Here is a 20170-nt window from a genome sequence, read left to right as displayed (position 1 = left end):
GGGTGATCGTGGTGCCCGTCAGCGCCTGGCTGACCGGGCAGTTCGCCTTGGCGTCCTCGGCCGCGGCGGTGAACGCGTCTGCGTCCAGGCCGGGCACCTCGCCCTCGGTGGTGAGGTGGATGCCCGTGATGCCCTTGCCGGGTACGAACGTGACGGCGGCCGAAGTGGTCAGCTTGGCCGGCGGGTTGCCCGCCTTCGCCAGGACGTTCGAGAAGGCCATGTTGAAGCAGCTGGAGTGCGCGGCGGCGATGAGCTCCTCCGGGCTGGTCCGCCCGTTCGCCGCCTCGTCGGTGCGCGCGGGCCAGGAGACCGGGTAGCTGCCGAGGCCGGACGAGTCGAGGGTGACCACGCCCTTGCCCTCGAACAGGTCGCCTTCCCAGACGGCGTGTGCGTTGCGTGTGGCGGCCATGGTGGATCCCTTCGTAGAAGTGGGAACGGCCGGAGTACCCGAAGGTTCCCGGCGTCCCCAAACCTACTGGGAGACCAGGGGCTTCGCGTCGCGTGCCAGGGCGGTGAGCCGCGATATGGCGCGGAAGTACTTCTTCCGATAGCCGCCGTTCAGCATGTCCTCACCGAACAGCTTGTCGAAGGGGACCCCCGAGGCCAGCACGGGGATCTCGCGGTCGTACAGGCGGTCGGCCAGTACCACCAGCCGCAGGGCCGTCGACTGGTCCGGCACCGGGCCGACATCGGTGAGGCAGACCGCCGTGAGGCCGTCGGTCAGCGCGCCGTAGCGGCTGGGGTGCACCCTGGCCAGGTGTTCGAGCAGGCCGGGGAAGTCGTCCAGGCTCGCGCCCTCGGTCGCGTACGCGGCCTTGGTGACCTGCTCGTCGGAGAAGGGCGCCGGCGCTTCGGGCAGACCGCGGTGGCGGTAGTCCTGACCGTCGATCCGCAGCGGCCGGAAGTGCGCCGACAGCCCCTGGATCTCGCGCAGGAAGTCGGCGGCGGCGAAGCGGCCCTCGCCGAGCTTGCCGGGAAGCGTGTTGGAGGTGGCGGCCAGTGCCACGCCCTGCTCGACGAGACGGCTGAGCAGTGAGGACACCAGTACGGTGTCGCCCGGGTCGTCCAGCTCGAACTCGTCGATGCACAACAGCCGGTGTCCGCCCAGGGTCCGCACGGTCTGCTGGAAGCCGAGCGCGCCGACCAGGTTGGTCAGCTCCACGAAGGTGCCGAAGGCCTTGAGTGCGGGCTCGGCCGGGGTGGCGTGCCACAGGGAGGCCAGCAGGTGGGTCTTGCCGACGCCGTAGCCGCCGTCGAGGTAGACCCCGCGCGGGCCGGCGGGAGCAGCGGGCTTCTTCGAGAACCAGCGCTTCTTGCCGGCGCCGCTGGCGTGCGCGCCGCCCAGACCGGCGGCGAAGCCGCTCAGCACGGTGACGGCCTCGGACTGGCTGGGCTGGGTCGGGTCCGGGTTGTACGTGTCGAAGCGCACCGAGTCGAACCGCGGCGGCGGAACCATCTCGGCGACCAGCCGTTCGGCGGGCACCCGCGGCTCACGCCCGCAGAGGGCCTGGGGCCCCGCATCGGCTATGGGCGGCCGGCCGGAGGAGTAACCGGAGGTGGAGAGAGATGTCGACACAGCTCTCAACTCTACGGGGCGTGGCACACTGCACCGATGCGACGCCTGTTCCCTGTGACCGATCAGACATCAGCCTCGCCCCAGGAGCGGGACGACCGGGAGTGGTCGCTCGACGAGCTGGCCGAGGCCTACGCGTACCCCGCGCTGAAGGCGGACGGCCACTGGCTCCGGGCCAACATGGTCTCCACCCTGGACGGCGGCGCCCAGCACGACGGCCGCTCGCAGCCCATCTCCGGCGAGACGGACATGAGGATCTTCGGCACCCTGCGGGCGCTGGCCGATGTGGTGGTCGTCGGCGCGGAAACGGTTCGCCAGGAGGGCTACCGGCCGGCTCGCGCGCGGGAGGCCTTCGCCGCCCGCCGCGCCGCCTCCGGACAGGGGCCGGCCCCTGCCATCGCCGTGGTCACCGCCAGCATGGACCTGGATTTCTCGCTGCCCCTGTTCGCCTCCCCGCTGGTGCCGACCCTGGTGGTCACCGGGGCCGCCGCGCCCTCCGACCGGGTGGCCGAGGCGGTGCGCGCCGGGGCCGAGGTGGTGGTGGCCGGCGAGGGCGCCGCCGTGGACGCGGCCCGGGCCGTACGGGAACTCGCCGACCGGGGGCTGCGCCGCCAGCTCACCGAGGGCGGGCCCCGGCTCCTGGGCCAGTTCGTGGCCGCCGACGCCCTGGACGAGCTGTGCCTGACGATCTCCCCGATGCTCGTGGCGGGAGGAGCCCAGCGGATCGCCGGAGGCCCCCCCGTCACGGTTCCGCACCGGCTCGCGCCCGCCTGCGTACTGGAAGAGGCCGGGTTCCTCTTCACGAGCTACCGTCGGATCTGACAAGGCGCGGAATTTGTCGTTCCGCTTTGCTTCCGCTGGGCACATAACTGGGCAGGTATGTCTGCGCAGGGCCCCGTGCGACAGCGGGACAGGATGGTTTCCGCAGGGGTCGGCCGGCCGGCCTCGGCCCATGAAGGAGAGGGCGTCCGTGTTCACGAGCGTATTGATGATCGAGCAGCCGCTGACCGCGGTGGACGTGGACTTCGTCACCACCCTGCACGGGGACGACGCGGTCTCCTTCATCGTCCTCATGCAACCCCGGGGCGACCAGGACCGACTGCTGCGCGCCATCGACGACGTCGCGCTCGGTGAGATTCCGGAGGCTGTCCGTGAGGGTGACGAGCCCGAGGGCGAGGCCGCTCTCGGCCCTGCCGCGCACGCCCTCGCACACTCCCTGAACGCGCTGCGCGCCAAGGGCGCCAAGGCCGTCGGGCAGCTCGTCGAGGACCACCCGCTCGACAAGCTGAAGTCCGTCGTGGAGGAGCACGGCGCCGACGAGGTGATCGTCCTGACCGCCCCGCACTTCGTGGAGGAGTTCTTCCACCGGGACTGGGCCTCGCGCGCCCGCCACAAGGTCGGCGTTCCCGTGCTCAAGCTCTTCGCCCACAACGAATAGGCTTGGGGCCAGTCAGAGCCTCACGCGTACCCGCAATAAACACGATCCTGGAGCGACCTGAATGAAGCCCGGCCTGCCGACCGCCATGGAACGGCCCCACTTCATCGGCATCGGCGGCGCCGGCATGTCCGGCATCGCGAAGATCCTGGCCCAGCGCGGAGCGCAGGTGGCCGGCAGCGACAGCCGCGGCGACTCCGAGACCGCCGAGGCGCTGCGCGCCCACGGCGCCACGGTCCACGGCGGACACGCGGCCGGCAACCTCGCCGCCGACTCCACCTGCGTGGTCGTCTCCAGCGCGATCCGCGCCGACAACCCCGAGCTGGCCCGCGCCGCCGAGCTCGGCGTCCCCGTCGTGCACCGCTCCGACGCGCTGGCCGCCCTGATGGACGGGCTGCGGCCGATCGCCGTCGCGGGCACGCACGGCAAGACCACCACCACCTCGATGCTGGCGGTGTCCCTCTCGGCCCTGGGCCTGGACCCCTCGTACGCCATCGGCGGCGACCTGGACGCCCCCGGTTCCAACGCGCACCACGGCGAGGGCGACATCTTCGTCGCCGAGGCGGACGAGAGCGACCGCACCTTCCACAAGTACACCCCGCAGGTCGCGATCATCCTCAACGCGGAGCTCGACCACCACGCGAACTACGCCTCCATCGAGGAGATTTACGAGTCCTTCGAGACCTTCGTCGGCAAGGTCGTGCCCGGCGGCACCCTCGTCGTCGCCCACGGCCAGGAGGGCGCCGCCGAGATCGCCCGCCGCGTCGCGGGCAACGAGGGCCTCACCGTCGTCACGTACGGCGAGGAGGAGGGTGCCGACGTCCGCATCACCAAGATCACCCCGCGCGGCCTGACCAGCGAGGTCACCGTGATCCTGGACGGCCGGATGCTCACCTTCACCGTCTCGGTCCCGGGCCGCCACTACGCGCACAACGCCGTCGCGGCCCTCGCCGCAGGCGTGGCGCTCGGCATCCCGGCGCACAACCTGGCGAGCGCGCTCGGCAAGTACACCGGCGTCAAGCGCCGCCTCCAGCTCAAGGGCGAGGCCGCCGGCGTCCAGGTGATCGACTCCTACGCGCACCACCCCACCGAGATGACCGCCGACCTGGAGGCCATCCGCGGAGCCGCCGGCGACTCCCGGATCCTGGTCGTCTTCCAGCCGCACCTCTTCTCCCGCACCCAGGAGCTCGGCAAGGAGATGGGCCGGTCGCTGGCCCTCGCCGACGCCTCGCTGGTCCTGGACATCTACCCGGCCCGCGAGGACCCGATCCCCGGCGTCACCAGCGAGCTCATCATCGCGGCCGCCCGGGCGGCGGGCGCCGACGTCACCGCCGAGCACGACAAGGCGGCCGTCGCCGACGCCATCGCGGGAATGGCCAAGCCCGGTGATCTCGTTCTCACCATGGGCGCGGGTGATGTCACGGACCTCGGTCCGGCCATCCTCGCCCGGCTGTCGAGCTGAAGGTACGAGGGAGCGGGAGAGTCATGTCCTACGAGGTCGAGAAGACGGACGAGCAGTGGCAGGTGGAGCTGACTCCGTCCGAGTACCAGGTCCTGCGCCTGGCGGGCACCGAGCCGGCCTTCCGCGGTGAGTACACGGACACCAAGACGGAGGGCGTCTACTCCTGCCGCGGCTGCGGGTCCGAGCTGTTCCGCTCGTCGGAGAAGTTCGAGTCGCACTGCGGCTGGCCGTCCTTCTTCGACCCGAAGGACACCGACGCGGTCGAGCTGATCGCGGACACCTCGCACGGGATGGTCCGCACGGAGGTCCGCTGCGCGAAGTGCGGCTCGCACCTGGGCCACGTCTTCGAAGGGGAGGGCTACCCCACCCCCACGGACCAGCGTTATTGCATCAACTCGATCTCGCTGCGACTGACTCCGGGCGGCCAGCGGAGCTGAACCTTCCGGTTCCCTTCGGGTCCAGGTCCGTAGGGAACCGGTCGGCATCGTCCGCCCGCCCGCCCGTCCGCCTGCCCCACCCGCTGGTGCGGGTGCCCGTGCCCTGTGGACTCGTACGAGGCCTCGGTCACGGGGCGGGCGGGGGTACGGCCGTGCCGGTGCGCTGCGGCAGCCAGAAGCAGGACGCTGCCAGGAGTGCCGCCGTCGCAGCGCCGGTCAGTACGGGGACGTTCCCCAGCCAGGCCGCCAGCGCGCCCGCGGACAGGGCCCCGACCGGGACCGTGGTCAGGAGCGCCGCCTGGGCGAAGCCGGCGACGCGGCCCTGGAGGTGGTGCGGGGCGATCAGTTGCTGGGTGGTCGTCATGGAGATCGCCCACACGGTCGCCGCGACGCCGAAGACCAGTTGGTAGGCGAGCAGTGCGGGGAAGGCGAACCCCAGCGACGCCGCCGGGACCAGGAAGATCGCGAGGGCTGCCAGCACCGCGCAGATCCGTGTCGCCCGGTACAGCTCGACGGACGTCGCGAACCGGCCCGCGAGCAGGACTCCGGCTAAGGTGGCCACGCTGAACGCGGCGTACACGGTCCCCAACTGCCATGCCGGAAGGGCGAGTTGGCGACTCGCGTATACCACGAAGAGGGCGTCCGCTGCCCCGCTGCCGAGGTTGAATCCGGCGCCCGCGAGCACCTGTCGGCGCAGCACCGGGTCGGCCCGGACCACTGCCAGCCCCTCGCGGAGCGCGGCGAGCCGGGGCCCCCGGCGTCCGGGGGGCTCGGCCGGTCTGTTCAGCGAAGCGGGCAGGGCGAACAGCAGCACGGCCTCGACCGCATAGGCGGCGCTGCCGGCCAGCAGGGCGCAGGACGCCCCGACGAGACCGACGAGGACGCCACCCAGGGCGGGGCCGCCGATCATGCCCGTCGTACGGGCTCCGGTCAGCGCCGAGTTGCCGGTCAGGAGCTGCTCGGGCCTCACCACTCGGGGCAGCGCCGCCTGCAGCGCCACCGAGAGGGTCCAGGTCAGCGTGCCCGACAGAGCGGCCACCACGTACAGGTGCGGCAGACCGAGCCTCCCGAGTGCCCCGGCGAGCGGCACCGAAGCGACGACCACCACCTGCAGCGAGGTGAGCGTGACGGCCAGGGTGCGCAGCCGGGCCCGGTCGGCGAGGACACCGGCGAGGGGGCTGAGCACGGCGCCGGGGAGATAGGTCAGGGCCAGCAGCGCCGATGCCCCGAACGGGCCCGCGTCCAGTCGGGTCACGGCCAGCATCGCCAGCGCCAGCGCGGTGATCTGCCGTCCGACGGAGCTGGCCGCCTGTTCGCCGCAGAGCAGCAGGAACGGCCGGTGCCGCCGGAGCGCACCCCGGGGCGGGCCGCCGCCGTCGGCGGCCGTGGACGGGGGGCGGGGCGGCGACGAGGTCACAGGTCAGACGCTCGTGCAGGGGACGGGCCAGCGGCGCAGGCGCGGCGGCAGTGCCACCACCCACCCCTGCGTGACCAGGACGAGACGTTCGTCCGCCAGCAGGGACACGGCCCCGCGCCGTGTCGCGTCGAGCTCGTCGAGGGCCGTGGGTTCCTGCACGGTGAGGAAGGCGCCGAGCAGTGAAGGCTGGTCGATGGTGAACCGGGCCGAGGCCGAGGGATCCCTGCGATCCATGACCGTCACGAAATCCGGCCCACGGCGGTGGTAGAGCAGGCCGTACGCGTACCGGGACCGCCACAAGGCCGCCTCGCCGGACCCGCCGGGGGAGGCGGCCGGGGGAGCCGGTGGCGGGAGGTGGTGCAGCAGCCCGGTGTCGAAGGGCAGGGCGTCGCTGTCCGGGACCCAGCGCACCGTCAGCGCCTGACTCTGGCACTCGCGCAGGAAACGCACGGCGTCCGCCGCGCCGCGTCCGCCCCTGCCCAGCGGCAGCGGCTCGTCCACCACCACCGGCCCGCCGGTCATATGGCCGCCACCTCGGTGCCGGCCCCGGTGCCGGCACCGTCCGTGCCGGCGACCGTGCGGACGGGAGCGTTCCGCAGAGGCAGCGACACGTACGACCGCCCGTCGAAGAACAGCAGTCCCAGGGACACGCCCTCGCCGAGCCACTCCGTGAGCCGTTCCGGGGTGACCGGATGCCCCTCCTCGGTGAGGAGCCGGTGCAGGGCGGCCCCGGAGCGGCCATGCTCCAGGTGCCGGAACGCGGCGGCCTCCCAGCCGCCGAGCCGGTGCGTCCGGGCCGGCCATCCGCACCGCCGGTCGTGCACCAGCAGATCGCCGTCCGCGCCGGATTCCCTCAGCAGCGTGGAACCGGCGTGCCCGGCCCGCCAGTCCTCGACGGCCCGTACGAGCCGCTCCTCCGTCCTGCCGCCGATCCCGCGCGGCGGGGTGTCGAAGAGGTACACCAGATCGGCCAGTTCCGCCTCGGGGAGGTCGTACACATGGCCGTACATCTCGGCGGGGGTCCGCTCGGCGAAGCCGAGGGCGGGATCGGCGAAGTGCGGGCTGAACCGCTCCAGCTGGATGCGGAACGCGCCGCCCGGTGGCTGCAGGTGGACGAGCGCGGGGATCTGGTCGACGACCGGGTCGTAGTCGTCCGCCGTCTCGCCCGGGAACCCGTACAGGTAGTTCCATGTGCACGTGAGCGACCTGTCGGCGCATTCCCGGAGCGTGCGGACGTTGCGGGAGCCGGTGACGCCCTTGTCCATGAGACCGAGGACGCGGTTGTCGAGGCTCTCGATCCCCGGTTGGATGTGCACCGCTCCCGAGCGGGCCAGGAGCGCCAGCTGGTCCGCGGTGAGGTTGGACTTGACCTCGTAGTGCATCAGAAGGTCCCAGCCGCTGTCGGCGGCGAGCGGCAGGAAGTCCGTGAAGTACGCCATGTCGATGATGTTGTCGACCGTGACGATGTCGAGAATCCGGTGCCGCCGGACGAGCCGGTCGACTTCGGCCCACAACTGCTCGCCGGGCTTGGCACGGAACGCCATCGCCGAGCCGTTGAGACCGCAGAACGTGCAGTGGTGCTTCTCGCCCCACCAGCAGCCGCGTGCGCCTTCCACGACCAGTTTCGGGCGGACGTACTCGGCCACCGGGGAGGCGTCGAGCTCGGCCTGCCAGATGTCGTAGTCGGGCGAGGCGATGTCACGCGGCGCCACCGTACGCCGGGTCTCCTCGTTCGCCCGCGAGGTCCCGCCGTCCCACCAGCACAGGCCCGGTACGTCGACGGGCGGGGTCCCGGCGTCCAGGTGGGCCAGCAGGGCGGGGAACGCGTACTCCCCCTCCCCGCGCACCACATGGTCGACGAAGGGATGGTTGCGGTGCAGGGCGTGGCCCATCGGTCCGTCGCAGTTGCTGCCGCCGAAGACGATGGTGAGGCCGGGACGGCGGCGCTTGAGCTCGGCGGCGAGCGCGAGCGAGGACACGTTCTGCATGAACGTGCTGGTGAACCCGACGACGTCCGGGTCCTCGTCAAGGATCTCCGAGGCGCTGCGGGAGACGAAATCCGCCGCGTGGACCCGCATGGCATGTGCCTTGTCCACCGGGATCCCGCGCCGCTCCGCGTAGGCGCCGAGCCGTGCGACGCCCCAGTCGGGGTCCGCGTAGAGCACACCCGAGAAGACCCAGTCGCCAAGCCCGTCGAAGATCGAGTCGCTGCCCACCTCGGCGTGGTCGGCCGGGCGCAGCAGTCCGTCCGTCCGTTCCAGCAGGAATTGCGCCCAGCGCAGCGAACCGTGGAACTCGTGGATCTCGTCGAAGGGCCGGGTGCGGGTCAGGAGCGAGTGCAGCAGGCCGATCTGGAGCGAGGGCAGGTCGACCGGCTGCCAGGGCATGGTCACCAGATGGACGCGCATGCGGTCCTTCCCGGCCGGCCGTGCTCCGTCCGCCGAGCCGGCCCATCGACAGCCCGGCACGGGGTCTCGGCGCCCGGTGTCCGCGGTGCCACGCCGGGCGCCGGTTCCCGCGCGGTCAGGACGACGGTCGCTTGTCGATGGTGAGCCGGTCGCGCTTCCTGGCCTCGTCGCGGACGGCCACCTTCTTGATCTCTGGCTTGGTCCGGGTGTCGTCCTCTGGTGCCCTGTCGCTTTCCATGGTGCCTCCCGTTCCTCAAGTCCGGCGACATTAAAGGCCGTTACCGGTGGTACGCAAGGGATGATTTCGGCCGACGGGGCACTGTGCCCCCCTCCGGGACGGTGTCGGTTCCACCGAGGTGCCCGGCCGGATTCGCACCTGCGTCCGCCCGGAGATCGCGAGGAGTCCCGCAGTCCCATCTCCCTTTGCCGCCGGGGTCGTTAGCATGTGAGATCAGGGCCCGGCCTTGTGATCGCAGGGGGATGAGGACAGGTGTGGCTCAACAGGTCTTCGGACGACAGACCCCGCAGCCTGCGCAAGGCGCTGAAGCTGGTGGAGCAGACCTTCCGGCCCGTACTGCTGACCGGAAGAGACCTGGACCAGGCCGCCGAGGCCTTCGGCCGGGCGCTCGTGGAGGCACTCGCCCACGACCCGGCACTGGCTGCCGACCTGCTGGAGCGGCCGGGCCGCCGCCTGCCCGCCGAGGGGTACGCGGCGGCCCTGGGGCCGGCGCGGAAAGCGGCGCTGCACGAAGCCGTCGGGCACGGCGACCGTACCGTCCTCACCGTGATCTCCGAGGTGGCGGGCCGCGCCGGAGACCTGGCGCTGGAGCGTGAGGCCGGGGGCCGGCTGGCGGTGCTGGCGGGTGAGCGGGACAGCGCCGACGGCCTCGTCTCCTTGCTGCGGCGCCGCCAGGACGCGGGTCTCCTCGACATCGGCACGACGACCCAGGCCTTACGGGCGTACACCGCGAGGGCCGCGCTCGCCCACGACGCCGCGCTGTGGAGCACCTTCTTCGACCACCTCGCCGACCCGCTGGTGCCGGACCTCTACCCGGTGAAGCTCTTCCTCGGCCGCGGTGGCGATGCCGTGCGGCTCGCGGACAACCCCGTACGCAAGCGTGAGGCGCTGGACTGCTGTGCGACCTCGCGGCGCCTCGACGACGTACTGGCCGCACTGGAACTGGCCCGGACCGAAGGCCTGTCCGAGCGGGCCCGGGACTTCCACGAGCGGGCCGGTGAACTCCTCCTCGCCGCGGCCCGGCCGGCCGAGGCGCTGGCGCACTGCGAGCGGGCCGGCCGGCTCGACCTGGTGACCCGATGCCACGAGGAACTCGGCGATCACCGGGCCGCGCTCGCGACCTGCCCCGCGGAGGAGCCCGACCGGCTGGCCTCCCTGGCCGCCGCCTGCCGCCCGGACATCGACGACCAGGTGCAACGGGGCGACCGGATCGCCGCCCTCGGGCTCGTCTCCGACATCATCGGCCAACTGGAACGGGCCGCGGCGCCGACGGAGCGGATCGCCGAGGCGAAGGCCGAACTGGAGGGCCTCTGTGCGGCCGTCGTCGCGGTCGAGCGGCGCCGGCTGGACGATCTGCTGCGGCAGGCCCCCGCCTCCGACCGTAAGGCCGTGCACCTGGAGTGGAGCCGGTTCGAGGAGGTGGCAGGCGAGTCCGAGAAAGCGGCCGGGCATGCCGAGGACGCCGGTGATCTCTACCGCGCGCACACCCTCTTCCGGAAGGCCGAGCGGTTCGGCGACGCCGACCGTGTCCTCAAGAGCGAGGACTCGCCCGAGGGCCGGGCCGCTCGCGCGGCGTCCCGCGAGGCCGGCGGCGACCTGCTCGGCGCGGCCCGCCTCCACGAACAGGACGGGCGGTACGAGGAGGCCGTCGCCCTCTACAGCCAGGCGGACGACGCCTCGGCGGCGGCCCGTTGTCTGATCGGCTGGAAGGGCGAGGAGGCGATCGAGGACCCGCGGCTGGCCCCGCTCCTGCGCAGGACGGGCGACATTGCCGAACTCGTCGAGCGCTGCCTGGACGCCATGGAGCGCAGGGGACGCGACTCGGCGGCCCCGGGGCTGCTGAGGTCGCTGGCCGAACAGGACGACGCGGCCGTCCCCGAGCTGCAGCGGGAACGGGTGAGCGAGGCCTTGGACGCGCTCGGAGCCGTCGGCCGCAAGGCGTTCGAGGAGCGGGCCGCCGAGTGGGCGCAGCGGGCCCGCGCCGAGACGGACGCCCGCTTCGCCGCCGTCTGGGGGCTCGACCTCGGGACCCACTCGTGCGTCGCCTCCGTGTACGACGCGCACCGTGCACAGCCGGTGATCTGTCCGGACGGAGTGAACTCCCAGTTCGCCTCCACCTTGACGGTGACCAAGGGGGGCGAGGAGATCGTCGGACTGACCGGCGACCAGATCCTCGCCCCCTGGGTGGTCGGCCACATCAGCGCGTCCAAGCGCCGGATGGGCGACGACATGTCCTACACCATTCTCAAGCGCTCCTACCGGCCGGAAGAGGTCGCCGCCCGCCTGATCGCACACGCCCGGACGCTGGTGGAGAAACACCTCACCGGTCAGGTGCGGGAACGCCTCGCCGAGCTGGCCCGCGAAGCGCTCGGGCAGGTTCACGAGGACTGGCTGGCCTGGGCGGCCGAGCACCACGACCTCACCCTGAAGCGGGAGGAGGCGATCCTCACCATCCCCGCGTACTTCCGCAACAACGCCAAGCACGCCACCCGCAGCGCGTGCGAGATCGCCGGGGTGAAGGCCAGGCGCCTGATCCACGAGCCGACCGCGGCCTGCCTGGCGGCCGCCGCCCAGCGGCGGCTGAGCGGCGAGGTCACCGTCGTGGACCTCGGAGCGGGCACCCTCGACGTGAGCGCCATGGAAGTGTGGGGCAACCGCTACCAGGTCCGGAACATCCTCGGAGACAACGAGTACGGCGGGTACGACTTCGACCGCATCATCGCCGACGAGCTCGCGCGGCGGCTCGGGGCCCGCGGACTCGACGTCCCGGCGACCGGCCGGGCGCGCCGACGGCTCGAACTGGCCGCCGAACACCTAAAGATCGCCCTTTCCTCCCAGCACGAGGCCGAATACGTGCTCAACGCCTACCTCGGGCAGCCGGAAGTACGCCTGGAGCTGACCCGCGATGAGCTCGCCGCCCTGCTCGCCGACTCGCTGAGCACCCTGCGCGCCGTCTGCGAGCGGATGATGGAGGAGCGCGGGCTCCCGCCCGACCACCTCGTCCTGGTCGGTGGCCCGATGCTCTCGCCGCTGATCAGCGGGACCGTGGAAGAGGTCTTCGAGGCCGACCGCACCGTCCTGTCGGACGCCCGGACAGCCGTGGCCTGCGGCGCCGCACTGGAAGGGGGGGTGCTCTCCGGCCACCTGAAGGACATCCAACTGGAGGACGTCACCCCCTTCGCCCTCGGGATCGCGGTCGCCGAGGCCGACGGCACCGAGGGGTTCTCCGTGCTCATCGAGCGGAACACGCCCATCCCGACCCGGGAGTCGAAGACCTACACCACGACCAAGGACCTGCAGGCGAACGTGGATGTCATCGTCTACATCGGCGGCATCGAGCCCCGTTCCCTGGTGGGGGTCCTGCGGCTGGCGGGCATCCCGCCGGTCGCGCGCGGAGTACCGAATATCGAAGTGACCTTCAGCTTCGACGAGAGCTGTGTTCTGACCGTCACGGCGCGCGACACGGTGACCGGGAACAGCAGCTCGGCCGAATTCATCGGGACGACCCTGCTCGCACCGGCCGAGATCGAGGCGATGTCGCGGCGGCACACCCTCCACCGCGCACTGGAGGAAGTCAGGCGCGCCCTGCGCAAGCTGGTCGAGGAGGCGGCCGCGCTCGGCGACTGCGAGCCGCTCTGCCACGAGTTCCGCGAGCGCCTGAGCGCCCACCGGCCGTCACGCCGGGCCCTGGACGCGGCCACGCAGGGGATGCTCGCCGAGATGTACGGCCCGCAGTCGGCCGAGTTGGAGGGCGAACTCCTGTCCCTGCGCGCCCCGTTGAGGGACCTTCTGGCCACCGCGCGGGACCACCTCTCCCAGCCGGCCCTGGCGGAACGGACAGCCGCGGGCCAGCACCTCGCCCACCAGCTCGGGGTGCACCTCGACGCCATGCGGCAGGGCATGGCGCGGCTGACGCGCTGGAACGGCGTGCTCGCGGCCCTCGCCGCCGTGGACAGCGACCCGCTGACGCGTTTCCGCGCCCTGCACGACGCCGGTGACCACGGCCGGGCGCTCCACGCGCTGGAGGAACTGGCCGAGCCGCTCACCGACCCCGACGACCTCCGGCGACGGCTGCACTGCCTCGCCGGCGCCGGGGACGTAGCGGGCTACCGGCGGACGCTGCTGGCCGACGCGGCCCGGCTGCGGGCGGTCGTGCTCGACCCCGAGGACGACGGCGTGTTCCTGGCGTCGGCCAGGTCCGCCCTGGTGCGGGTGGCGGACGGCAACGGCCGGGAGGGCGGCGGTTTCCTGATCTCGGACCGCCACGTCCTGACCAGCCGCCGGTGGTCGGCCCAGGACCCCGAGGCGATGACGGTGCGGCTGGTCGAAGGGGAGCGGGCCGTCCGCCGGGTCTTCCGCGCCGACTCCTCCGCCATCGACACGGCCGTACTGCTCCTGGCCGAGCCGGTGCAGGCGGCGCCGCTGCGCCTGGGCTTCCCCCGGCTCGTCCACATCGGCGACCTCGTCTGGGCCCCCGCCCCGGACGACACACTGCAGCCCGGCATCGTCGAGAAGTTCGAGGTCTTCCCGGAGCAGCGGCTCCAGTTGTTCAAGACCGATCTGGAACTGCCCCCCGAAGCGGCCGGCGGACCCCTGCTCAACGAGCTCGGCGAGGTGATCGGCACGCTGGTCCTGCGCGCGGAGTCGGAGCCCGCCTTCGCCGTCACGACCGACGCGCTGGCCGCCCTGCTCGCGAGTGCCGGATTCGGTCTGACGGGCGCGGCCGGCGGAGACGGAAGATGAGTGCGGTGACCGGCGCCACGGACGGCCGGCTGCTCGACGGGCGCTACCGGCTGCGCGCGGCGCTGGGGGCGGGCGGGATGGGCGAGGTGTGGCGCGCCCACGACGAACTGCTCGACCGGGAGGTCGCGCTCAAGCTGATCCATCCCGCGGCGGCGCAGGACCCGCACTTCCGGGCCCGGTTCGAGCGCGAGGCCAGTTTCACCGCACGGCTGGCCGGAGACCCGCACATCGTCACGGTCTACGACTTCAGGAAGGACCCCTGCTACCACGTGGTCATGGAGCTGGTCGAGGGCAGTTCGCTGGACACCCTGGTCCGCGGCGGGACGCCGCTGCCCCTGACCGACGTCCTCGCATGGGCGCGCCAGATCTGCGCCGCGCTGCACACCGCCCACGCGCAGGAGATCGTCCACCGGGACCTCAAGCCGTCGAACGTCATCCTGACCCGGACCGGAACCGTCAAGGTCGTGGACTTCGGCATCGCCGCGCTGCTGCCGGGAGCCACGCCGGGCCGCCGGGGCCTGACGAAACTGACGGAGATCGGGAACTTCCTCGGCAGCCCGCCCTACGCCTCCCCGGAGCAGATCCAGGGCGTGGCGGTCGACGCCCGCGCCGACCTCTACTCCCTCGGCTGCCTCCTGTACGAACTGGTCACCGGGGCACCGCCGTTCGGAACCGGAGCATTCCACTCGGTTTGTGCCCGGCACCTCCACGAACCTCCGCCGCCGCCGACGGAGCTCCGCCCCGACCTGCCCGCCGGCCTGGAGCGGCTCATCCTCGATCTGCTGGCCAAGGACCGCGAGGCACGGCCGGCGGACGCCGCGGCCGTCGGTGGACGGCTCCGGCAGTTGGAGGCACCCCGGGGCTACACGCCCACGCTGGCCGACCCGCTCGCCGACGCGGACGCCCCGCGTTCGCCGGACGGCGGGACGTCCCCGGCCACCGCGCTGCACCTCGCGCGGGTCTTCGACTTCCGGGGGCCCGACGGAGCACCCGCCATCGCGCCCGACCGTGAGCACGTGACCTCCGCCGAGGAGTGCGCCGCCCTGCTCAGGTCCCTCAGGCAGGCTCCCGTGGCCCTGCACGGCCTCGTCCCGGAACCGGACCGCCTTGATCCGGCCCGGAGCAGGGTGGTGCCCGCCGGGTTCCGCACCGACGGCCTCTGGGTCTGGTCCGACCAGATCGCCTACTACCTCGAACGCTACCGGTGCGCCCCGGACCCGGCCCTGCGCCACCACCTCGCGCAGCGCGCCCAGCAGCGGCCGGACGTTCCGTCACGGCTTCTGAGCGCTGCCGGAAAACTCGTACGGGGCGAGCCCCAGGGATCCCTGACCGGCCGACCGGCCGCCGAGGCCGGATAGTCCGCCACCTCGCCCCCTGCCGCGCCCCGAAGGACCCGGGTCGACCGGCGGTCGGGACACAACAGGGCGGCCTTGGTGTCGAGTACGTCGCGGTTCGATTCCGATCCGATCTCCGGCCTGCGATGAATCCCGCAACTAGCACGTTTCGGCCTCGGAAGACACCTATCCGAAACTCCGCCATGTCTGGTTATGATCGGCCTCCCGCCGTCCCCCGCTCGCGAGGACCGATGTCTCCCACAGAACCCGAAGGCATACGACGGCAGTCGACGACCCGTCGGCGGCGTACCGTGCGCCTGCGCACCCTGCTCATCTGGCTGGCGGTGGTCCCCACCGTCGCGATGGGCACCCAAGTGACGCTGACCGCCGAACGGTTGCTCGCCCAGTCGGAGGAGCTGCGGTCGGACGTGGCGGCCGCCGAACAGGTCGGCGCCCCGCTCTACACGCTCATGGTCGACATGCAGGCCGAGCGGACGGCGACCGCCGCCCGGTGGGCGGGCAACGACGGGTCCGAGGGCGAACTGCGCGCCCGGCGCGATGCCACGGACCTGGCCGCGGCCGAATTCCGCCGACTGGCGGTCGATCCCTCGCGGTCCTTCTCCGAGGTGACCCGGCAACTGGAGAAACTGGCCGGATACCGGCAGCGCGCGGACACCCGCAGCGGCGCCGCCGACAGCACGCTGGCCTACTACTCCGAGGTGATCGGCAAGGTCATCCAGGTGTACCAGCAGGAGTTCAGCCACGCCGAGGACGCCGAACTCGCCCAGGCGAGCCGCCCCGTGGTCTCCATGCTCCAGGCCACCGAGATGGTGGCGCGCGAGGACACCGTCCTGGCCCTGGCCGGGCCGTCCGGGGAACTGACCTTCGTCGGCTACGACCAGTTCGTCAGCGCCCTGGGTGCCCAGCGGTACCTGCACGAGGCGCTGATCGTGCCGCACCTGACGGCCCGGGACCAGCGGTTCTACGAGCGGGTCGTCGGCTCCGCGGACTGGCAGACCAAGACCCGCATCGAGAGCGCGGTCCTCTCCGGGCACAAGGACATCGTCTCGGGCATCAGGTTGCCCGCCGAGGTCGGCGGCTGGTCGTCCGCGCACGCCAACTTCTCGGTGCAGATGACCACGCTCAACATCGACCTGGCGCGCTCGGTGCTCGCCCGCGGCGAGGCCAAGGCCGCTGAGCTGCAGAGCGAGGTCGCCTGGCTGATCGGGGGCAGCGCCGGCGGGCTGCTGGCCGTCGTGGTCGTGGTCTTCTTCACCACCCGGTCGGTGCTCCGCCGCCTGCACCACCTGCACGAACGCACGGTGACCGTCGCCGAGGAGACCCTTCCCGACGTCGTCGCCCGGCTCCAGCGCGGCCAGTCCGTGGACTCCGAGGCCCTGCCGGCCGTGACCGGGGACCGGGACGAGGTCGGACGCATCAGCGACGCCTTCGCCCGGGCCGTCGCGGTGTCCGTCGACGGACACCGCCGGCTGGCCGCCGAGCGCCACGGATTCGGCCTGTTCGCCTCGGGCATCGCCTCGCGCACCGGAAACCTGGTCAGCCGCCAGCTGAGCCTCACCGAGGACCTCCAGGACACCTTCGGCCACGACGAGGCGCTGCTCGCCGAGCTGATGCGGGCCGACCAGCTGACGGTCGGCATGCGGAGGCAGATCGAGAACCTCCTCATCCTGGCGGGCGGCGAGGTCCCCGACCCGCACACCGAGCCCATGCGCGTCGCCGACCTGCTGCGCGAAGCGGCAGCGGAGGTCGAGGACTTCCGGCGCATCGAGCGGCAGGCCCTGGACGAGACGAGTGTGGAACCGAGCGCGATCAGCCAGATCAGCCACCTGCTCGCGGAGCTGCTGGACAACGCCACCCGGTTCTCCCCGCCGAAGTCCAAGGTGGTCATCCGCGCCGAACTGGTGACGGACGGCCTGTCGGTCGAGATCGAGGACCGCGGGCCGCGGGTGAGCCCGGAGCGCTACGAGGAGATGAACGGGCGCCTGCACGAGGCCCCGCCGTACTCCGTGCTGGCGCAGAACGCGCACCGGCTCGGCCTCTTCGTGGTCGGGCACCTCGCCGACCAGCTCCGCGCGACGGTCACCCTGCGCCGCTCGGTGTACGGGGGCACCTCGGCGGTGGTGATCCTGCCCAGGCAGCTGCTGGTGGCGACCGACGCGCAGGCCCCGCGCGAGATCGAGCCGCAGCCCCGGGTCCTGGAGTTGCTCCCGGTGCCCGCACCGGACCCGGCCCCGGCAGCCTCCGCGCCCAGCCCGCCCGCGGTACGCGAGCCCGTGCCCGAGCCCACCCCCGCCCCGGAGCCCGAGCCGGTCGTGCACACGAGCGCCGGGCTGCCGAGCCGCCGTACGAAGGCGCCCGTGGCCGTGGCCGTGGCCGTGCCCGCGCCCGTGCCCGCACCGGCACTCGTACCCGTATCCGCACGCGCGGCCCGCCCGGCTCTCCCGGAGCGCGTCCCGCAGACCCACATCGCCGAACAGCTGCGCGAGCCCCGCGCGCAGGAAAGCGTGGTCCGGCCCGACACCGCGACACCCGAAGAGGTGGCCGATGCCTGGGCGGACTACGAACAGGGGACCCAGACAGTGGAAGAAGAGCTCCGACGGGATCAGCCATGACCACCTCACCGAACACCGCGGCATCCAACGACGCGATCTACAGCGTCCTCGACAACAACCTGAGCAGGATCGCCGGCGTCCAGGGAGCCGTGCTGCTCTCCAACGACGGCATCAAGCTCAGCGCCTACCTGCTGGACGAGCCCCAGGCCGAGCGCATGGCGGCCGCGGCCTCCGGCATCGCGTCCACGATGAAGGCGATATCCCGGGAGATCGACGGCGGGCGCGTCATCCGCCAGCTGGTCGAGATGGACGACCGGTACCTCTGCATCGTCGGTTGCGGCGAGGGCAGCACGCTCATCGTGGTGACCTCCCGCAAGGCACGGCTCGGGGAGCTGGGCGGCGAGGCCGTACGGACCGCCCAGGCGCTCGGCGAGTGGCTGGGCACCCCCGAACGCGGCCAGCCGTCCGCGTAATGCCGCAGGACGAGCCACAGCCGCAACCCGCAGGCCGCCGGCGGACGCGGCTGTACGCCCTGACCGATGGGCGGACGGCTGCCGCGCACGCCGTCCTCACCATGGACACGACCGTCACGGCGGCGGCCGACGGCGAGGTGGACGGGACCCTGCCCACCGAGTGGCAGGAGATCCTCGCCATGTGCGCGCCGCCGGGCGGGCGGGCGGTCGCCGAGATAGCGGCGCGGATGCACATCCGCCTCACCCCGATGACGCTGCTCCTCGGCGAACTCGCCGACCGCGGGCTGATCCACCACCGGCCGCCCCTGGCGGTCGCCGAGACCACCGACGTCCATCTGCTCCAGAGAATCAGGGACAGCCTTGCCCGGATATGACACGACCGCCCCGCAGGAACCGGCCCCGGTCAAGATCCTCGTCGCCGGCGGGTTCGGGGTCGGGAAGACGACCCTGGTGGAGACGATCTCCGAGATCGAGCCGCTGCGTACGGAGGAGCGGCTGACGTCCGCCGGTATCGGCGTCGACGACCTCGACGGCATCGAGTCCAAGACGGTGACCACCGTGGCGATGGACTTCGGCCGGCTCACCCTCACCGACGCCGGCGTGGTCCTCTACCTGTTCGGTACGCCAGGCCAGGAACGCTTCTGGTTCATGTGGGACGACCTGCTGAACGGGGCGCTCGGGGCGATCGTGCTGGTCGACACCAGGCGCCTGGACCGCAGCTTCCCGGCCGTGGACTTCTTCGAGAGCCGCGGGCTCCCCTTCGTGGTCGGCGCGAACTGCTTCCACGGCGAACAGCCCTACACCGCCGAGGAGATCGGGGCCGCGCTGCACCTGCGCGACCCGAACACGCCCGTCCTGATGCTCGACGCCCGTTCCCGTACGGACGTCCGGGGCTCCCTGCTCGCGCTGCTCGACCTGCTCATCGCCAAGGCGCAGGCCCCGGCGGCCGTCAGCGGCTGAGCTCCGGCCGGGTTCCGGTCACCGAGGCCAGGTGGTCCGCCAGGTTCCGGTGCGGGGCCCAGCCCTGGGCCCGGGCCCGGGTGAGGTCCAGGACCACCGGGTGCGCCAGCTGGTCCACCGCGTAGCGGCTGAGGGCCGGTTCGGCCCCGGCGACCGTCGCCACGGCCTCCGCGATCCGGGCCGCCGCTCCGGCCACCGGCAGCGGGAGGTGCCGGATCCGGGCCCGGACGCCGTGGGCGCGCAGGACCGCGCGGACCGCCGCGTCACGGCCGTACGGCTCCCCGTCGGCGATGTTGTACGCGCCCGGCGCCCAGGCCGGCGCCGTCAGGCAGGCCCGCGTCAGGTTCTCCACCGCCGTGAGGCTGAGCCGTACGTCCGGGCCGGGCAGCAGCAGGGTGCCCGCCCGTACCCGGGACAGCAGCCGGGGCAGCAGTGTGGTGTCGCCCGGCCCGTAGACCGCCCGCGGCCGCAGCACCACCGCTCCGGCGGCCAGAGCCAGGGCCTCGCCCTCCGCCTTCGTCCGCCCGTAGGCGTTCAACTGCCCGGCGCGCGGATGCTCCTCGCCGACCAGGCCGCGGTCGCGCCGGGGGTCGTAGACGCTGGCGCTGCTCACCCACACCACAGGCCGCCCGCCCGCCGCCCTGAGCAGCCGTCGCGTGCCGTCCACGTTGACCGCGCGCATCAGCGCCGCGGCCCGCGAGCCCGGGGCCGGATCGCCGACGGCCGCCGCGCAGTGCACCACCAGGTCCACGCCCGCCAGGTCCGGCGGCTCCGCGGCCGCGTCCCAGAAGCGGTGCGTGCCCACCGGGCCCGGCCCGCGGCCCAGGCACACCACCTCGGCGCCGGCCGCCGCGGCGGCGCGCGCGACGTGCCCGCCGCAGAAGCCGCTCGCGCCCGTGACCGCGATCACCCCCGGCCCCCGGAGACCCCGGCCTCTCGGGCCCCGGCCCGTACGGTCAGCACGCGCCAGCCGGGCAGCGCCGCCCCGCGGTCCGCCCGGGCCCGCGTCACCACGGGCCGATACGGGGCCAGCGCGCCCAGGACGTCGGCCAGTTGGGCCCGGGCAAGCCGGGCCCCGGGGCACGCGTGCGGTCCGGCGCCGAACACCAGCCGATCC

17 protein-coding genes and 1 pseudogene are annotated in these 20170 nt (G+C 72.8%); 10 read left to right on the top strand and 8 right to left on the bottom strand.

Features of this window, described 5'->3' with window-relative positions; translation table 11 throughout:
- Together ACWGIU_RS05450 and zapE are read right to left on the bottom strand one after the other, a co-directional pair.
- Positions 1-409: OsmC family protein (locus ACWGIU_RS05450; protein WP_453702659.1), on the bottom strand; the 409-nt coding region annotated here is incomplete at its 3' end.
- Between the two features lie 63 nt (positions 410-472).
- A complete protein-coding gene (gene zapE, locus ACWGIU_RS05445; protein ID WP_453702661.1) occupies positions 473-1528 on the bottom strand; it encodes a cell division protein ZapE in 1056 nt (351 codons plus the stop codon).
- A gap of 84 nt (positions 1529-1612) precedes the next feature.
- On the opposite strand from zapE, the gene ACWGIU_RS05440 reads away from it, so the two are divergent.
- The 4 genes from ACWGIU_RS05440 to msrB all read left to right on the top strand — a co-directional run bounded on the left by ACWGIU_RS05440 (position 1613) and on the right by msrB (position 4907).
- Positions 1613-2395: a pyrimidine reductase family protein gene (locus ACWGIU_RS05440; RefSeq protein WP_453702657.1), complete on the top strand. Its 783-nt coding sequence runs from the start codon at positions 1613-1615 to the stop codon at positions 2393-2395.
- A gap of 148 nt (positions 2396-2543) precedes the next feature.
- On the top strand, positions 2544-3011 hold the full coding sequence (locus ACWGIU_RS05435) for an indole-3-glycerol phosphate synthase (RefSeq protein ID WP_453702655.1): 468 nt from the start codon (positions 2544-2546) through the stop codon (positions 3009-3011).
- A gap of 61 nt (positions 3012-3072) precedes the next feature.
- Complete coding sequence (gene murC / locus ACWGIU_RS05430) at positions 3073-4470, top strand: UDP-N-acetylmuramate--L-alanine ligase (protein ID WP_453702653.1); 1398 nt, start codon at positions 3073-3075, stop codon at positions 4468-4470.
- A 23-nt stretch (positions 4471-4493) separates the two neighbouring features.
- Positions 4494-4907, top strand: coding sequence for a peptide-methionine (R)-S-oxide reductase MsrB (msrB, locus tag ACWGIU_RS05425; RefSeq protein WP_453702651.1), 414 nt, complete (start codon positions 4494-4496; stop codon positions 4905-4907).
- Positions 4908-5034: 127 nt separating this feature from the next.
- Here msrB and ACWGIU_RS05420 read toward each other — a convergent pair whose 3' ends face one another.
- The 4 genes from ACWGIU_RS05420 to ACWGIU_RS05405 all read right to left on the bottom strand — a co-directional run bounded on the left by ACWGIU_RS05420 (position 5035) and on the right by ACWGIU_RS05405 (position 8970).
- Positions 5035-6324 (bottom strand): MFS transporter, encoded by a 1290-nt coding sequence (locus ACWGIU_RS05420; RefSeq protein ID WP_453702649.1) that lies wholly within the window; start codon positions 6322-6324, stop codon positions 5035-5037.
- Positions 6325-6327: 3 nt separating this feature from the next.
- Complete coding sequence (locus ACWGIU_RS05415) at positions 6328-6846, bottom strand: DUF5825 family protein (RefSeq protein WP_453702647.1); 519 nt, start codon at positions 6844-6846, stop codon at positions 6328-6330.
- Positions 6843-8732 carry a RiPP maturation radical SAM C-methyltransferase gene (locus tag ACWGIU_RS05410; RefSeq protein ID WP_453702645.1) on the bottom strand — a complete coding sequence of 630 codons (1890 nt, stop codon included), beginning with the start codon at positions 8730-8732 and terminating at the stop codon, positions 6843-6845. The genes ACWGIU_RS05415 and ACWGIU_RS05410 overlap by 4 nt, the downstream gene beginning before the upstream one ends.
- A gap of 115 nt (positions 8733-8847) precedes the next feature.
- The gene (locus ACWGIU_RS05405; protein ID WP_258309265.1) at positions 8848-8970 is read right to left on the bottom strand and encodes a hypothetical protein; all 123 of its coding nucleotides are present in this window, start codon (positions 8968-8970) and stop codon (positions 8848-8850) included.
- 252 nt (positions 8971-9222) lie between these two features.
- On the opposite strand from ACWGIU_RS05405, the gene ACWGIU_RS05400 reads away from it, so the two are divergent.
- The 6 genes from ACWGIU_RS05400 (at position 9223) to ACWGIU_RS05375 (ending at position 19053) form a co-directional block, all read left to right on the top strand.
- A complete protein-coding gene (locus ACWGIU_RS05400; RefSeq protein ID WP_453702643.1) occupies positions 9223-13713 on the top strand; it encodes an Hsp70 family protein in 4491 nt (1496 codons plus the stop codon).
- Entirely contained in the window at positions 13710-15071 is a 1362-nt protein-coding gene (locus ACWGIU_RS05395; protein WP_453702641.1) for a serine/threonine-protein kinase, read from the top strand. The genes ACWGIU_RS05400 and ACWGIU_RS05395 overlap by 4 nt, the downstream gene beginning before the upstream one ends.
- Before the next feature lie 227 nt (positions 15072-15298).
- A complete protein-coding gene (locus tag ACWGIU_RS05390; RefSeq protein ID WP_453702639.1) occupies positions 15299-17680 on the top strand; it encodes a sensor histidine kinase in 2382 nt (793 codons plus the stop codon).
- Positions 17677-18093 carry a roadblock/LC7 domain-containing protein gene (locus ACWGIU_RS05385; RefSeq protein ID WP_030012808.1) on the top strand — a complete coding sequence of 139 codons (417 nt, stop codon included), beginning with the start codon at positions 17677-17679 and terminating at the stop codon, positions 18091-18093. Before ACWGIU_RS05390 ends, ACWGIU_RS05385 begins: the two co-directional genes overlap by 4 nt.
- Complete coding sequence (locus tag ACWGIU_RS05380) at positions 18093-18467, top strand: DUF742 domain-containing protein (RefSeq protein WP_453702637.1); 375 nt, start codon at positions 18093-18095, stop codon at positions 18465-18467. Before ACWGIU_RS05385 ends, ACWGIU_RS05380 begins: the two co-directional genes overlap by 1 nt.
- Positions 18454-19053 carry a GTP-binding protein gene (locus tag ACWGIU_RS05375; protein ID WP_453702635.1) on the top strand — a complete coding sequence of 200 codons (600 nt, stop codon included), beginning with the start codon at positions 18454-18456 and terminating at the stop codon, positions 19051-19053. Before ACWGIU_RS05380 ends, ACWGIU_RS05375 begins: the two co-directional genes overlap by 14 nt.
- Here the strand turns inward: ACWGIU_RS05375 and ACWGIU_RS05370 are convergent.
- The gene (locus ACWGIU_RS05370) at positions 19043-19963 is read right to left on the bottom strand and encodes an NAD-dependent epimerase/dehydratase family protein (RefSeq protein WP_453702633.1); all 921 of its coding nucleotides are present in this window, start codon (positions 19961-19963) and stop codon (positions 19043-19045) included. The genes ACWGIU_RS05375 and ACWGIU_RS05370 overlap by 11 nt on opposite strands.
- Positions 19960-20170 (bottom strand): annotated as a pseudogene (locus ACWGIU_RS05365) (cytochrome P450); the annotation flags it as partial. The pseudogene ACWGIU_RS05365 and the gene ACWGIU_RS05370, both read right to left, overlap by 4 nt.

The sequence above is a fragment of the Streptomyces sp. NPDC054840 genome (assembly GCF_053611065.1).
The sequence above is the reverse complement of the archived record's forward strand: the minus strand, read 5'-3'. Positions and strand labels throughout refer to the sequence as shown.

Coding starts and splice junctions, on each gene's coding strand:
- ACWGIU_RS05415 (WP_453702647.1), bottom strand. CDS start 6,846: ATGACCGGCGGGCCGGTGGTGGTGGACGAGCCGCTGCCGCTGGGCAGG.
- murC (WP_453702653.1), top strand. CDS start 3,073: ATGAAGCCCGGCCTGCCGACCGCCATGGAACGGCCCCACTTCATCGGC.
- ACWGIU_RS05390 (WP_453702639.1), top strand. CDS start 15,299: ATGTCTCCCACAGAACCCGAAGGCATACGACGGCAGTCGACGACCCGT.
- ACWGIU_RS05405 (WP_258309265.1), bottom strand. CDS start 8,970: ATGGAAAGCGACAGGGCACCAGAGGACGACACCCGGACCAAGCCAGAG.
- ACWGIU_RS05380 (WP_453702637.1), top strand. CDS start 18,093: ATGCCGCAGGACGAGCCACAGCCGCAACCCGCAGGCCGCCGGCGGACG.
- ACWGIU_RS05385 (WP_030012808.1), top strand. CDS start 17,677: ATGACCACCTCACCGAACACCGCGGCATCCAACGACGCGATCTACAGC.
- ACWGIU_RS05395 (WP_453702641.1), top strand. CDS start 13,710: ATGAGTGCGGTGACCGGCGCCACGGACGGCCGGCTGCTCGACGGGCGC.
- ACWGIU_RS05410 (WP_453702645.1), bottom strand. CDS start 8,732: ATGCGCGTCCATCTGGTGACCATGCCCTGGCAGCCGGTCGACCTGCCC.
- ACWGIU_RS05440 (WP_453702657.1), top strand. CDS start 1,613: ATGCGACGCCTGTTCCCTGTGACCGATCAGACATCAGCCTCGCCCCAG.
- msrB (WP_453702651.1), top strand. CDS start 4,494: ATGTCCTACGAGGTCGAGAAGACGGACGAGCAGTGGCAGGTGGAGCTG.